This is a genomic window from Nocardioides psychrotolerans, from assembly GCF_943371775.1.
Taxonomy (GTDB): domain Bacteria; phylum Actinomycetota; class Actinomycetes; order Propionibacteriales; family Nocardioidaceae; genus Nocardioides; species Nocardioides psychrotolerans_A.
The window spans coordinates 34,492-47,881 of the sequence record NZ_CALRWD010000026.1 but is presented as its reverse complement, the minus strand read 5'-3'; the positions used below and the strand labels follow the sequence as shown (position 1 = coordinate 47,881).

General features: G+C 72.4%; 16 protein-coding genes and 1 tRNA gene. 11 read left to right on the top strand and 6 right to left on the bottom strand.

The window, feature by feature from the left end; translation table 11 throughout:
* The 4 genes from AAG827_RS09785 to AAG827_RS09770 form a co-directional block, all read left to right on the top strand.
* Positions 1 to 295 (top strand): peptide deformylase (locus tag AAG827_RS09785; protein WP_341925749.1); only part of this gene is annotated, 295 nt, incomplete at its 5' end.
* Positions 296 to 356: 61 nt separating this feature from the next.
* Positions 357 to 430 (top strand) — tRNA-Leu (locus AAG827_RS09780).
* Positions 431 to 496: 66 nt separating this feature from the next.
* Positions 497 to 1,180: a methyltransferase domain-containing protein gene (locus tag AAG827_RS09775; protein ID WP_341925748.1), complete on the top strand. Its 684-nt coding sequence runs from the start codon at positions 497 to 499 to the stop codon at positions 1,178 to 1,180.
* 173 nt (positions 1,181 to 1,353) lie between these two features.
* Positions 1,354 to 2,226 (top strand): Bax inhibitor-1/YccA family protein, encoded by an 873-nt coding sequence (locus tag AAG827_RS09770; RefSeq protein WP_341925747.1) that lies wholly within the window; start codon positions 1,354 to 1,356, stop codon positions 2,224 to 2,226.
* A gap of 97 nt (positions 2,227 to 2,323) precedes the next feature.
* Here AAG827_RS09770 and AAG827_RS09765 read toward each other — a convergent pair whose 3' ends face one another.
* Together AAG827_RS09765 and AAG827_RS09760 are read right to left on the bottom strand one after the other, a co-directional pair.
* The gene (locus tag AAG827_RS09765; protein WP_341925746.1) at positions 2,324 to 2,740 is read right to left on the bottom strand and encodes a hypothetical protein; all 417 of its coding nucleotides are present in this window, start codon (positions 2,738 to 2,740) and stop codon (positions 2,324 to 2,326) included.
* Between the two features lie 79 nt (positions 2,741 to 2,819).
* The gene (locus AAG827_RS09760) at positions 2,820 to 3,887 is read right to left on the bottom strand and encodes an SGNH/GDSL hydrolase family protein (RefSeq protein ID WP_341925744.1); all 1,068 of its coding nucleotides are present in this window, start codon (positions 3,885 to 3,887) and stop codon (positions 2,820 to 2,822) included.
* Positions 3,888 to 3,923: 36 nt separating this feature from the next.
* Between AAG827_RS09760 and AAG827_RS09755 the strand changes: the two genes are divergently transcribed.
* The 7 genes from AAG827_RS09755 (at position 3,924) to AAG827_RS09725 (ending at position 10,195) form a co-directional block, all read left to right on the top strand.
* Entirely contained in the window at positions 3,924 to 5,336 is a 1,413-nt protein-coding gene (locus AAG827_RS09755) for a cystathionine beta-synthase (protein ID WP_341925743.1), read from the top strand.
* A 188-nt stretch (positions 5,337 to 5,524) separates the two neighbouring features.
* A complete protein-coding gene (locus AAG827_RS09750; protein WP_341925742.1) occupies positions 5,525 to 5,836 on the top strand; it encodes a GIY-YIG nuclease family protein in 312 nt (103 codons plus the stop codon).
* Between the two features lie 287 nt (positions 5,837 to 6,123).
* Positions 6,124 to 6,636 (top strand): hypothetical protein, encoded by a 513-nt coding sequence (locus AAG827_RS09745; protein WP_341925741.1) that lies wholly within the window; start codon positions 6,124 to 6,126, stop codon positions 6,634 to 6,636.
* A gap of 197 nt (positions 6,637 to 6,833) precedes the next feature.
* The gene (locus AAG827_RS09740; RefSeq protein WP_341925740.1) at positions 6,834 to 7,328 is read left to right on the top strand and encodes an OB-fold domain-containing protein; all 495 of its coding nucleotides are present in this window, start codon (positions 6,834 to 6,836) and stop codon (positions 7,326 to 7,328) included.
* Positions 7,325 to 8,515: a lipid-transfer protein gene (locus tag AAG827_RS09735; RefSeq protein WP_341925739.1), complete on the top strand. Its 1,191-nt coding sequence runs from the start codon at positions 7,325 to 7,327 to the stop codon at positions 8,513 to 8,515. The genes AAG827_RS09740 and AAG827_RS09735 overlap by 4 nt, the downstream gene beginning before the upstream one ends.
* A gap of 2 nt (positions 8,516 to 8,517) precedes the next feature.
* Positions 8,518 to 9,321: an enoyl-CoA hydratase gene (locus AAG827_RS09730; RefSeq protein ID WP_341925738.1), complete on the top strand. Its 804-nt coding sequence runs from the start codon at positions 8,518 to 8,520 to the stop codon at positions 9,319 to 9,321.
* Between the two features lie 25 nt (positions 9,322 to 9,346).
* Positions 9,347 to 10,195 (top strand): hypothetical protein, encoded by an 849-nt coding sequence (locus AAG827_RS09725; protein WP_341925737.1) that lies wholly within the window; start codon positions 9,347 to 9,349, stop codon positions 10,193 to 10,195.
* Here the strand turns inward: AAG827_RS09725 and AAG827_RS09720 are convergent.
* The 4 genes from AAG827_RS09720 to AAG827_RS09705 are packed head-to-tail and all read right to left on the bottom strand — an operon-like array spanning position 10,144 to position 13,275.
* A complete protein-coding gene (locus tag AAG827_RS09720; RefSeq protein WP_341925736.1) occupies positions 10,144 to 10,692 on the bottom strand; it encodes a GNAT family N-acetyltransferase in 549 nt (182 codons plus the stop codon). The two genes, AAG827_RS09725 and AAG827_RS09720, sit on opposite strands and share 52 nt — an antisense overlap.
* Positions 10,689 to 11,054 (bottom strand): YchJ family metal-binding protein, encoded by a 366-nt coding sequence (locus AAG827_RS09715; protein WP_341925735.1) that lies wholly within the window; start codon positions 11,052 to 11,054, stop codon positions 10,689 to 10,691. Before AAG827_RS09715 ends, AAG827_RS09720 begins: the two co-directional genes overlap by 4 nt.
* On the bottom strand, positions 11,051 to 11,887 hold the full coding sequence (locus AAG827_RS09710; protein WP_341925734.1) for an adenylate/guanylate cyclase domain-containing protein: 837 nt from the start codon (positions 11,885 to 11,887) through the stop codon (positions 11,051 to 11,053). The genes AAG827_RS09715 and AAG827_RS09710 overlap by 4 nt, the downstream gene beginning before the upstream one ends.
* Positions 11,884 to 13,275, bottom strand: a complete 1,392-nt coding sequence (locus tag AAG827_RS09705) for a wax ester/triacylglycerol synthase family O-acyltransferase (RefSeq protein ID WP_341925733.1) — start codon at positions 13,273 to 13,275, stop codon at positions 11,884 to 11,886. The genes AAG827_RS09710 and AAG827_RS09705 overlap by 4 nt, the downstream gene beginning before the upstream one ends.
* Positions 13,276 to 13,390: the final 115 nt, after the last annotated feature.

Sequence of the window (13,390 nt, the reverse complement as noted above, 5' to 3'; positions counted from 1 at the left end):
CCGGACGGGTCACGGCACCTTCGTGCTGTGCAACGCGGAGGTCGTGGAGTCCAGTCGCAACGAGAAGGCCCGGGAGGGCTGCATGAGCGTCCCCGACCTCACCGGTGACGTGAAGCGCGCGTCGCGCATCGTCGTGCGCGGCGCGCTGCCGGGCACCGGCGAGGTCGTCACCGTGACGACCGACGCCTTCGAGGCCCGCGCGCTCCAGCACGAGATCGACCACTGCGCGGGGCTGCTCTTCCTCGACCGGGCCGCCGGCGCGCACGCGATCTACGCGCGCAAGACCTACTTGTAGCGTGACGTCATGCGTTGTGGGTGGTCGACTCCACGCAACGTATGACGTTGCCGACCACCTCGCCCCCGTATCCCAATCGGCAGAGGAAGCCGCCTTAAAAGCGGCCCAGTGTGGGTTCGAGCCCCACCGGGGGCACCCTGGCCAGATCACGGACCTCGAGGACTTGCCTTCAGGTCGACCTGAAGCGGCACAGTGGTCCCCATGAGCCACCACGACCACCACGCCCACGAGGCCCACGAGGCCCCGAGCGACGCGCCGGCCGACATCCGCGACCTCTACAGCCAGGCGACCTGGGACACCCGCTACGCCGAGTCCGACCGCGTCTGGAGCGGCAACCCCAACCCCCGTCTCGTCGAGCACGTCGCCGACCTGACGCCCGGGCGCGCCCTCGACGTCGGCTGCGGTGAGGGTGCCGACGTGGTCTGGCTGGCCCGCCAGGGCTGGCAGGTGACCGGCGCCGACGTCTCCCCGGTCGCACTGGCCAAGGCCGGGGCGCACGCCGCCGAGGCCGGGGTGAAGGACAGCGTCGAGCTGGTGCAGGTCGACGTCATCGCGGGGGAGGCCCTGCCGGGGGGCCAGGACCTGGTCTCGGTGCAGTTCTTCCACCCCCCGGCCGAGATGTTCGTCGAGGTGCACCGGCGGCTGGGTGCCGCCGTCGCTCCCGGTGGCCACCTGCTCGTCGTCGGTCACCACCCCGACGACCTCGCCACCGGCGCGCGTCGTCCGCACGGTCCCGACCTGTTGTTCACCCCCGAGCGGGTCGTCGCGGCGCTCGACCAGGCCGACTGGGAGATCGTCGTCGTGGCCGCCCCGACCCGCGAGCACCAGCACGCGGACGGCCCGGTGACGGTGCGCGACACCGTCGTGCTCGCAAAGCGCCGCTGACCTGCGATTTCTCCGCCGTCCACCGGACACCTGTGGGGTTCCTGAGAAACCTCTCATGTGGGGAACGTCCGGGCCCGGGGCGGCGTTGTTCACGGTGAAGGCCCCTAGACTGGGGGTCTTGACAGGGTCCAGCCGTCACGGAGACGGTGACCAGGCCTCCAAGGAGGAGACCAATGCGAAGCAACAACCCGGTGTTCGCCCGCTCGGAGGAGTTCCAGCGCGGTGGCGCGAACGCCTATGGCAACCAGACGTACGCCGGCAACGGTGCCGCCTACCAGGGCTACGGCACCGACCCCGCCCAGTGGGGCACGGGCGAGCCCGGCACGGGCATGCCGCCCCAGGCGCCCGTCTCCCAGGGCCCCATGACGATCGACTCGGTCGTCCAGAAGACCGCCATGTCCCTCGGCGTCGTCATCGTGGCGGCCCTCGCGACGTGGATCCTCACCCCGGACCTCGCCACGGCGACGACCGAGGACCTCGGCCCGCTCTACCTCGCGATGATCGTCGGCTCGCTCGGCGCCTTCGCGCTGTCGATGGTCAACTCCTTCAAGCGTGTCGTGAGCCCGGCCCTGGTGCTGGCGTTCTGCGCGCTCGAGGGTGTGGCGCTCGGTGCGATCTCGAAGGTGTTCGACGCACGGTTCGGTGACGGTGTCGTCTCTGGTGCGGTCATGGGCACGTTCGCTGCCTTCGCAGGCACGCTCATCGCCTACAAGGTGCTCAACATCAAGGTGACCGACAAGTTCCGCAAGTTCGTCATCGCTGCCGTCTTCGGCATGATCGGCCTGAGCCTGATGGAGCTCGTCCTGGGCATGTTCGGCGCCCAGATCGGCCTCTTCGGCGTCAGCGGACTGGGCATGGTGACCGCGGTCGCCGGCCTGGTGCTCGGTGTCTTCATGCTGATCATGGACTTCGACTTCGTCGAGCAGGGTGTCGCCAACGGCATCCCGGAGCGCGAGTCCTGGCGTGCGGCGTTCGCCATGACGGTGAGCCTCGTCTGGATCTACACGAACCTGCTCCGCATCCTGGCGTTCTTCAGCCAGGACTGATCAGGGCGGTCGACACGCTCGACCGACAACCGCACGACGCAGGGCCCCGGGGATCTCCCCGGGGCCCTTGCCGTTGTCGCTGCGGTGCCGGCAGAGGTCAGCCGACGAGGTCGGGCTGAGCGGCGGCGCGGTCGCGGACGGGCGCCGCGAGGTTGACCTGGTCGACGAGCAGGGACCCGTCGGCAGCGCAGGTGGCCAGGAGAGTGACCTGCAGCGGGCGCTGCGTGCCGTCCGCGAGCACGACGGTGGGGTGGTCGGTGAGCCAGAGCCGGTCGGCGCTCTCGCTGACCAGCGGCGCGGGGCCGCCGACGAGCCGGTGGCCGGCGGGGGCGAGGTCGGCGAGACGGGCGATCGCCGTCGCGAGCGACAGCCGCTCCTGGGTCAGCTCCACCTCGTCGGTGACGACGCAGGTGGCACCAGCGGCGAGACGCGGCACGAGGGACGTGACGTCACCGCCCGAGATCGCGTCGTACGCCGATCCCAGCAGGGTGAGCAGGTCGTCCGAGGCCGTCATGGGTCAAGCCTCGCCCGCGGCGCACCCTCGTGTCCGCAGAATGCACGAACACCGTGGGTGAACTCCGCGCGGCGACCCCTCAGGCGCTCAGCTCGCCGTCGGCCACCGGTGTGTCGGACCCGGGCTCGGCGGGAGCGTCGTCGGTGTCCTCGGCGTCGGGGCCCTCGCCGGCCGACTGCGGACGCCGCCGGCGGTGGCGCAGCTCGACCCAGAGCCCGCGGACGCCGGCCCGGTTGCCCGCGACCTCGGTGCCGCCGAGCTCGGTGCCGGGGGTGTTGACGGCCTGGACGGCCGCGGCGGCGATCGGCAGGACGCCCTCGCCGCGATAGGCCTCGGGCAGGGCCTCGTCGTCGGGCGCGAGCCCGAGCGCGGCCAGGGCCGAGGGGAGCAGCACGTTGGCGAGGGCCTGGTAGCCCTCGGCGGAGGGGTGGAACTGGTCGGGCCCGAAGAGCAGGGCGGGAGCGGCGAGGAACTCCGGGCCCAGGATCGAGCCGAGGGAGACCGTGCGGCCGCCCTCCTTGATGACCGCGATGGTCTGGGCGGCTGCGAGGCGGCGAGACCAGGCGCGCGCGACCTGCTTGAGCGGGGGAGCGATCGGCTTGATGGTGCCCAGGTCGGGGCACGTGCCGACGACGACCTGGACGCCGGCCTCGCGCAGTCGGCGTACGCCCTCGGAGAGGTGGCGCACCGACTGCGACGGCAGCACGGTGTGGGTGACGTCGTTGGCGCCGATGAGGATGACCGCGACGTCGGGCTCGATCGGCAGGGCACGGTCGATCTGGTCGGCAAGACCGGAGGACTCCGCGCCGACCTTGCAGAACTCACGCAGGTAGACGCGGCGGTCGGCGTTCTCCGCGATGCCGTTGGCCAGCACCGCGCCCGGGGTCTCGGTGACCAGGTCGACGCCGTAGCCGGCGGCGCTGGAGTCGCCGAGGAGCGCGATCTTGAGCGCCGGACCGGGCCGCCCTCGGCCGTACCATCCGGTCGCGTCGGGCGGCGGCTGGTCACTGGGCTGGCCGATCGTCTTGCGGGCGAGCTTGGCCTCGACCTTCATGACACCGAAGAGTCCGGCGCCCAGCACGGACAGACCTCCGCCGCCGTATGCAGCGGCTGAGGCCAGCTTTCTGGCGGCTCCGGCTTTCCCCACGAGCGCCACTCTACGAAAGAGCCTTAAGGTCATCGTGTGCAGTACGTGAACAGTGTCCTCGACCTCATCGGCAACACCCCGCTCGTGCGTCTGTCGCGCACCCTGGACCTGGCGGGGGGAGGTGGCGACGGCCCGGCTCCCGAGGGGGGTCCGCTGGTGCTCGCCAAGATCGAGTACCTCAACCCCGGCGGCTCCGTGAAGGACCGCATCGCGACGCGGATGATCGAGGCGGCCGAGGCGTCCGGCGCCCTGCAGCCGGGCGGCACGATCGTCGAGCCGACGTCGGGCAACACCGGGGTCGGGCTGGCGATGGTGGCCCAGCAGAAGGGCTACAAGTGCGTCTTCGTGTGTCCCGACAAGGTGTCGGTCGACAAGCGCAACGTGCTCAAGGCCTACGGCGCCGAGGTCGTGGTCTGCCCGACTGCCGTCGCGCCGGAGCACCCGGACTCCTACTACAACGTCTCCGACCGCCTGGCCTCGCAGCCGGGCGCCTGGAAGCCCGACCAGTACTCCAACCCCCACAACCCGCGCTCGCACTACGAGACCACCGGTCCCGAGATCTGGGCGCAGACCGAGGGGCGCATCACCCACTTCGTGTGCGGCATGGGCACCGGCGGCACGATCAGCGGCGTCGGTCGCTACCTCAAGGAGCAGAACCCTGCGATCCAGGTGATCGGCGCCGACCCGGCCGGCTCGGTCTACTCCGGCGGCACCGGTCGCCCCTACCTGGTCGAGGGCGTGGGGGAGGACTTCTGGCCCGAGACCTACGACCGCACCGTCGCGGACCGCGTCATCGAGGTCTCCGACGCCGACTCCTTCGCCTTCACCCGCCGCCTGGCCCGTGAGGAGGCGCTGCTGGTCGGAGGCTCGTGCGGCATGGCCGCCTACGCCGCCCGTCTGGTCGCCCAGGAGCTGGCCGGCACGCCGGAGGGCGAGGACGCCGTCATCGTCGTGCTGCTGCCCGACTCCGGTCGTGGCTACCTCACCAAGATCTTCAACGACGAGTGGCTGGCGCAGTACGGCTTCTCCAGCGGCCAGGCCCACGCCCAGACCGTCGGCGAGGTGCTGCGCGGCAAGGCCGGCCAGCTGCCCGAGCTCGTGCACACCCACCCGAGCGAGACCATCGCCGAGGCCGTCGCCATCCTCCAGGAGTACGGCGTGTCCCAGATGCCCGTGGTCCGCGCCGAGCCCCCGATCGTCGCCGCCGAGGTCGCGGGCTCGGTCTCCGAGCGCACGCTGCTCGACGCCCTCTTCGCCGGCTCCGCCAAGCTGACCGACCCGGTCGAGGACCACATGTCCCCGGCCCTGCCGACCATCGGCTCGACCGAGGACGCCCGCGACGCGGTCGGTCTGCTCGAGTCGGCCGACGCGGTCCTGGTCCACGAGGACGGCAAGCCCGTGGGCGTGCTCACCCGCCAGGACCTGCTGGCCTTCCTCGCGCGCGGCTGAGTCCGAGGGGCGTCGGTCGAGCAGTGACGAGCGCCAGCGAGGAGCGCCCGTCGAGACCTGCTCGGTCGTCGGTCGAGCAGTGACGAGCGCCAGCGAGGAACGCCCGTCGAGACCACGACCCCACGGCCCTCCACAGGCATCGAGCTCGCGGATTGCTCGACGCTGCCACGCGGGGTCATCGTCGACGGATGGCCTGGACCTACATCCTCGAGTGCGCCGACGGCTCGCTCTACGTCGGCAGCACCCGCGACCTCGACCGTCGAATCTCCGAGCACGACGCCGGCCTCGGCTCGGCCTACACGCGCCGCCCGGGCCGACGCCCGGTCCGACTCGCATGGGCCGTCCAGATGGAGCGGCTCGACGACGCGTTCCGCTACGAGAAGCAGGTGCAGGGGTGGTCGCGGGCCAAGCGCCTCGCGCTGATCGAAGGTCGACTGGACGACCTGCCCGGTCTCGCCTGGGGACGATCCCTCCCGCCACGGCCCACGTCACAGCCGTAGGTCTCGACGGGCGCTCGCTGCGCTCGCTGCTCGACCGACGGGTTGGCGCGTTGGTCGAGCAGTGAGGAGCGTCAGCGACGAACGGTCGTCGAGACCTACGCCGTGCGGCGCGCGCGTTGTGGGTCTCGACGGTCGCCCGCTGCGCTCGCTGCTCGACCAACAGTGTGGGTCCCGGCAGGGCTGCTCGATGGGCGGTCGAGGGGCCTAAGAGCACCCTCATCGTCGGCTCACGAAGGCCTCACGGCGGCTGCCTAGCGTCAGCGGCTCACCGACCTCAGGAGAACCTCGTGAAGACCTTCCTCGCCGCCATCCCGTTCGCCCTCGCCGGCTCCATCCTCGTCGCGGCGCCCGCGTCGGCCGACGACCGTGTGTGCCGCGGCACCATCGGCGCCAAGGCCATCGACGGCGACGTCGTGGTGCCGAAGGGCGCCAGCTGCACGCTGCTCGGCACCCGGGTCGACGGCAACGTGCTCGTCAAGGGCAACGCGACCCTGGTCGCGCGCGGCGTGAAGGTCAACGGCAACATCCAGGCCGACAACCACCGTCGCGTCGTGGTGAGCACGCGTGACGGGTCGAAGTCGCGCGTCGAGGGCAGCGTCCAGCTCAAGCAGGGTGGCGGCGGCAAGCTGCTCGGCATGGTCGTCAACGGCGACATCCAGCTCTTCGGCAACGACGCCCGCTTCACCGTGCGCGGCAACCGTGTCGACGGCAACCTGCAGTGCAAGTCCAACCGCCCCAAGCCGGTCGGTGGCAACAACGTGGTCGAGGGCGACAAGGAGGACCAGTGCCGCGGCCTGTGAGGTGACCGGCACGCCGTGGTCTCGACGGGCGCTCGCAGCGCTCGCTGCTCGACCGACGGGGTGTGGTCTCGACGGGCGCTCGCTGCGCTCGCTGCTCGACCGACGGGGGTCGGCGCGTGACCGGCGCGTGGCCGCGCTCGACCGACGTACGCCGTCGATGCCATGATGAGAACCTGTTCTAGTTTTCAGGAGCTCCCATGACGCAGACGTCGACGCCGGCCATCGAGGGCTGGTTCACGACCGGTGACGAGCCGGCCCTGATCGGGTCGCGGTGCACGGCGTGCACCACGGTCTTCTTCCCACGCACCGCCGGCTTCTGCCGCAACCCGGCGTGCGCGGGGGAGGAGTTCGCGGACGTCGAGCTGTCGCGGCGGGGGCGGATCTGGTCCTACACCGACGCCCAGTACCAACCGCCGCCGCCCTACGTCCCCACCCACGCCGACGGCGAGGCCTACGTGCCGTTCGCGCTGGCGGCGGTCGAGCTGGCCGAGGGCATCACGGTGCTGGGGCAGGTGGCCGAGGGCTACGGCGTGGCCGACCTGCAGGTCGGCCACGAGGTCGAGCTGGTCGTGGAGACGCTCTACGCCGACGAGTCCGGGGACCGGCTGATCTGGCGCTGGAAGCCGGTCTCGACAGGCTCGACCAACGGAGCTCACGGCTCGACCGACGACATGGCAGGGGCGGACGCATGAGCAACGACGTCGCCGTCGCCGGGGTCGGCATGCACCCCTGGGGCAAGTGGGGCAAGAACTTCGTGACCTACGGCGTGCACGCCGCGCGCGCCGCGCTGGCCGACGCCGGCATCGCGTGGACCGACGTGGACCTGATCGTCGGCGGCGAGACGGTGCGCAACGGCTACGGCGGCTACGTCGCCGGCGCGACCTTCGCCCAGGCGCTGGGGTGGAACGGCGCGCGCGTCGCCACGTCGTACGCCGCCTGCGCGACCGGAGCGCAGGCGCTCGACACCGCCCGCGCCCGGATCCTCGCCGGGCTCTGCGAGGTGGCGCTGGTGGTCGGCTCCGACACCACGCCCAAGGGCTTCCTCGCGCCCAACGCCGGGGAGCGGTGGGACGACCCCGACTGGCTGCGCTTCCGGCTGCTCGGCATGACCAACCCGGCCTACTTCGCGCTCTACGCGCGCCGACGGATGGACCTCTACGGCGCCACGCAGGCCGACTTCGCGCAGGTGAAGGTCAAGAACGCCAAGCACGGGCTGGCCAACCCCAACGCCCGCTACCGCAAGGAGGTCAGCGTCGAGGACGTCCTCACCAGCGCGGTGGTCTCCGACCCGCTGCACCTGCTCGACATCTGCGCCACCTCCGACGGCGCCGCCGCGGTGGTCCTCACCAGCGTCGACTACGCCCGCCGGCACGGGCTCGCCGACCCGGTGCGGGTCAAGGCGGTCTCGACGGTCACGCCGACCTTCCCCAACACCGTCATGGACATGCCCAACCTCTCCACCGACTCGAGCGCCCTCGCAGGCGTGCCCGAGCGCACCTTCAAGGAGTCGATCGCGCACGCGGCCTACGAGGAGGCCGGGATCGGCCCGGAGGACGTCAGCCTCGCGGAGGTCTACGACCTCTCCACCGCCCTCGAGCTCGACTGGATGGAGGACCTCGCGCTCTGCAAGCGCGGGGAGGCCGAGACCCTGCTGCGCGCCGGCGACACGACGATCGGCGGCCGCATCCCGGTCAACCCGTCCGGTGGCCTGGCCTGCTTCGGCGAGGCCGTGCCGGCGCAAGCCCTGGCCCAGGTGTGTGAGGTGACCTGGCAGCTGCGCGGCCAGGCCGAGGGTCGCCAGGTGGAGGGTGCGCGCGTCGGCATCACCGCCAACCAGGGACTCTTCGGGCACGGCTCCTCGGTGATCCTGGCCGTCTGACGATGGCGTACGTCGAGGTGTCGCGGCCGGCGGCGCACGTCGCGGTGGTCACGCTCAACCGCCCCGAGCGGATGAACGCAATGTCCTTCGACGTGATGGTGCCCTTCCGCGACGCGCTCCTCGAGGTCGGGGCGGACACCGAGGTGCGTGCGGTGGTGGTGACCGGAGCCGGCCGGGGCTTCTGCTCGGGAGCCGACCAGGAGTCGGCCGGTGTGCCGCCGGGGCTGAGCGGGCTGACCCCGCCGACCTACGCGCTGCGGGCGATGCAGCTGCTGGAGGACGTCGTGCTGACCCTGCGCCGGCTGCCCCAGCCGGTGGTCGCCGCGGTCAACGGCGCCGCGATCGGCGGTGGCCTGTGCCTCGCGCTGGCGTGCGACCTGCGGCTGGCCGCCCCGGCGGCGTACTTCCGCGCAGCCGGCATCAACAACGGCCTCACCGCCAGCGAGCTGGGGCTGAGCTTCCTGCTGCCGCGGGCGATCGGGTCCACCCGTGCTGCCGAGCTGATGCTCACGGGGCGCGACGTGCACGCCGAGGAGGCCGAGCGGATCGGGCTGGTGAGCAGCGTCCACGACGACGTCGTGGCGGCTGCCGTCACGACGGGGGAGCGCATCGCCCGCCTGTCGCAACCCGGCGTCGAGCTCACCAAGAAGTCGCTCCAGGCCGGCCTCGCGGCGACCTCGCTCGAGGCGCACCTGACCTCCGAGGGTCTCGGCCAGCTCTACCTGCGCCTGCTCACCGACAACTTCGAGGAAGCCACGCTCGCGCGTCGCGAAGGGCGCGAGCCGGTCTTCCGCGACCGCCGCTGACGAAGGGGACGTCTAGCCTGGGCCGGTGCCCGGAACCTCCCGACCGACCTGCCTCGGGCCTCCACCGGAGGTGCTCGACCTCTTCGCCGTGCCCGAGACCGTGGAGCCGCTGCCCGGTGGCCAGGGGCGCAGCGTCAGGGCCGGCGACCTGGTCCTCTCACCCGACCGCGACCCCGAGGTGCTGGTCTGGCTCAACCCCGTCCTCGCCCGCCTCGCGGTCCAGCTCGACGAGCGACCCGGTCGTGACCTGCGCGACCTGCGCATCGCGATGCCGGTGCCGGCGCGCGACGGCTCGTGGGCGGTCGACGGTTGGGGGGCCAGCCGCTACGAGCCCGGCACCGTGGCCTGCGACGACCTCGCGGTGCTGTCCGCCACCGCCCACGTCCTGCACGCGGAGCTCGCGGTCGCCGTGCCGGACCGACCCGACGGGCTGTCTGCTCGCGAGGACCGCTGGGCGCGGGCCGAGCGTCAGGCCTTCGGCGAGCAGCCGCTGATCACCCCGGCCGGCCCCGGCATCGACCTCGCCGTCCGGCTGCACGCGGCGATCGACGGCACCGACCTCGGCCCCGACCAGCTCGTGCACGCCGACCTCGCCGGCAACGTGCTCCTCGACGCCTTCGGCGCCCCGGTCGTCATCGACGTCGCCCCGTCCTGGCGCCCGGTCCTCTGGGCCGAGGCCGTCTGCGTGCTCGACGCGGTGATGTGGCTCGGAGCGCCGCTCGGTGCCCTCGCTGCGTGGGCGCACGGGGTGCCTCGCCAGGCGATCCTGCGGGCCGCCCTCTTCCGCGTCCTGGCCGATGCGCCCGACGTGGACGTTGCGGCCTACGAGCGGGCGCTCGGCCCGGTGCTGGCTGACGAGCCCGCCGAGGGGTAGGGCGGCAGGGCCATCAGCAGGACGTCGGGGACGTCCTCGCTCATCCACGCGAAGCGGTCCGACCCGACCTCGACCCAGCCGCGGTCGCGATAGAGCCTGACGGCCGGCTCGTGCACGGGCACCACGTCGAGCACCGGCACCTCGCCGCGCGCGCGGACCCATGTGACCGCCGTGTCGAGCAGGAGCGACCCCACGCCCCGACCCCGCGCCGCCAGCCCGGTGAAGAGGGCGGAGACCATGCCGAACGCGGCCGCGCCCGTCGCCTCCGTGAAGCGCGGCACCAGCTCCTCGGGGTCGCCGACGCTCACGTGACCGACCACCGCACCGTCCAGCTCGGCAACCCAGGCCCGCCGGTCGTGGCGACGCACCAGGAACTGCTCGGCAGGAAAGGGCAGCGGCCACCGGACCGGGTAGGACGACACGGCCTGCTGCTCGGCGAGCAGCTCGACCAGGCGAGCGAGGTCGGTGTCGCGCCGCTCGCGCACGAGGATGCTCACGGCGTCTCGCCGACGTAGACCCAGCGACCACCGCGCCGCTCGAAGAGGCTCCGCTCGTGGCGCTGCCCGGCGACGCCGCCGCGGGAGTACGACGCCACGAACTCCACCCAGTCCTCGCCCGAGCCGAGGATCTCCAGGCCCGTCCACGTCAGCGACGGGTCCGGCTCGAGGTCGTCGGGGCGGGTGCGTGGGTGCCACGTGCGGAACACGTGGTCGAGGTCGCCCACGGCGTAGGCCGCGTAGCGCGAGCGCATCAGCTCCAACGGCGTCTCAGCCTGGGCGGCCTGACGGTGCAGGCGACCGCAGCACGCGTCGTAGGTCGCGGTGCTGCCGCACGGGCACTCCTGCTGGAGCCGCCTCACAGGCTGGCCCGGCGGCGCTCGACGCGGTAGAGGTCGTGGCGACCCGGCAGGCCGCGCAGCTCGACGTCGGCGGCCTTGACGAGCGTGACGGCCGCGTCGTCGTCGAGGGCGGCGAGCACCGCGCCGCTGGCCAGGACCTCACCGCCCACGGCCTTGTCGGCGACGCGGGCGGCCATCGCGACGTTGCGCCCGAAGTAGTCGCCGTCGCGGCTCACGACCGTGCCGGTGTGGATGCCGATGCGCACCCGCACCGGGCGCAGCCGCGCGTCGAGGCTGCGGCCGAGGTCCTTCTGGATGCCCAGGGCGGCCCGGCAGGCGGCCTCGGCGTCGCGGAAGGCGACCATGAAGCCATCGCCGGCGGTCTTGACGACCTGGCCGCGGTAGCGGTCGACGCGCGAGCGCACCAGCTGGTCGTGGGCGGCCAGGAGCTTGACCCAGGCGGCGTCGCCGAGCCGGTGGTTGAGGGAGGTGGAGCCCTCGATGTCGGAGAAGAGCAGCGTGACGGTGCCGTCGGCGGCGGCCAGGTTGACGATCTCGGTGCGCTCGTCGGCCGCCCAGCTGGTCAGGTCCTCGAGGGATCGCTCGAGGAGCCCGGCGATGCCGTGCTCCCGCACCCGGCTGGCGGTCTCGACCACCCGTCGTACGGCGCGCTCGGTGGCGGTCGCCGCGGGCCGGGGGCGCAGTGCGGCGTCGAGGTCGGCCTCGAGCTGGGCCGAGCGCTCCTGCTCGGCGACCAGCTCGGCGCGGGCTGCCGACAGGCGCTGTCGGGTCAGGACGAGCGCGGCACCCAGCACCAGGGCCGCGACCGCGAGGACGACGGCGAGCGCGATCATGGCGCCAGCGCGGCCTCGAGCCGGTCGAGCTCCTCACCGGCGTAGACCGCGATCTTCTGCAGGCTCGGGATCGAGTCGCGACACCCGGTGAAGCCGATGTTGAACTCGCCGTCGTAGGAGACCGCGGTGATGTTGAGGGCCTGGCCGTTGAAGAGCAGGCTGACGGGATAGATCTCCTCCATGCGCGAGCCGTCGAGGTAACGCGCCTCGGCCGGTCCCGGGACGTTGGAGACGACGATGTTGGACGCGGGCCGGCCGCGGCCCCCCACGCCGAGGATCGCCTGGGTGAGGAACGGCGCCATGAGCACGGCGGTGTAGGCCGTCATGGCCAGGCCGTTGACCTCGGGCAGGCGGGCCTTGCCGCTGGCCGTCGAGCTCTTGATCGCCGCGATCCGCACGACCGGGTCCTCGATGTCGGTGCCGAGCGTCGCGTAGAGGAACGTGATGGCGTTGCCGACCGACGCGGCCGTGCCCTCGCGCACCGAGACCGGCACGTTGGCGGTCAGCGTCTGCGTGGGCAGCTGGTCGTGCTCGACCAGGTAGCGCCGGAGCGCGCCCCCGCAGATGGTCAGGAAGATGTCGTTGAGGCTCGCGTCGGCGGCCTTCGCGACCGAGCGCAGCCGCTCGATCGAGTAGTGCTGGGTGGCGAAGCGCCGAGGCGTGTGGATGCGGCCGTTGAAGATCGACTTGGGCGCGCGGAACGGCACGGCGCGGTCGTCGTCGCGCGTGCCGGTAAGCGTCTCGGCGTACGTCTTGGTGAGCGAGGCGAGCACGGTCGCGCCGCTGCGCACGGCGCCGGCGCGGGGGGACGCCACCGCCTCGGCCGACGGCATGGACCGGGGCCGGGAGGGGATCCCGGACTGGTCGGGGCCGCGGGTGCCCACCGCCCACGGCGGCAGCATGTCGCGCGTGTCGGGGTCCGCCGAGAGGATCCGGCGCAGCAGCCGGATGCCGCCGACGCCGTCCACCTGCGAGTGGTGCGCCTTGATGTAGAGCGACCAGCGGTCCTCCTCGAGGCCCTCGATGACGTGGCACTCCCACAGGGGGTAGCGGCGATCCATCATCGAGGAGTGCAACCGGGAGACCAGGACGCCGAGCTCGCGCTGGGAGCCCGGGGCGGGGAGGGCGGAGTGCCGCAGGTGGTAGTCGAGGTCGATCTCCTCGTCGGGCACCTCGATCCAGCTGGGCACGGGGCTCTTCTTGAAGAGGTAGTTGAACGGCGGGGCGAAGGACCTCACCTCGCGCCACCGGGCCACGAGGTCGGCCACGAAGGTCGGCTGGTCCTCGGGCACGCGGAAGGTCGCCAGCATGCCGACCTGCATCGGTGTCCGGTGGCTCTCCGCGAACAGCCACGCCGAGTCGTTCACTGCCAGCAGCTTGCGCCCCATGTCACTCCTCTTGTCCTGCTCCCGCCGTGACCCTAGAGCACGCACCGGGCTCGTGGCAGCCGTCTTGGAGAGCGCTCCAGGAGCCCGCTCCACGTTGCGGCGGGGGCGTAGGTTC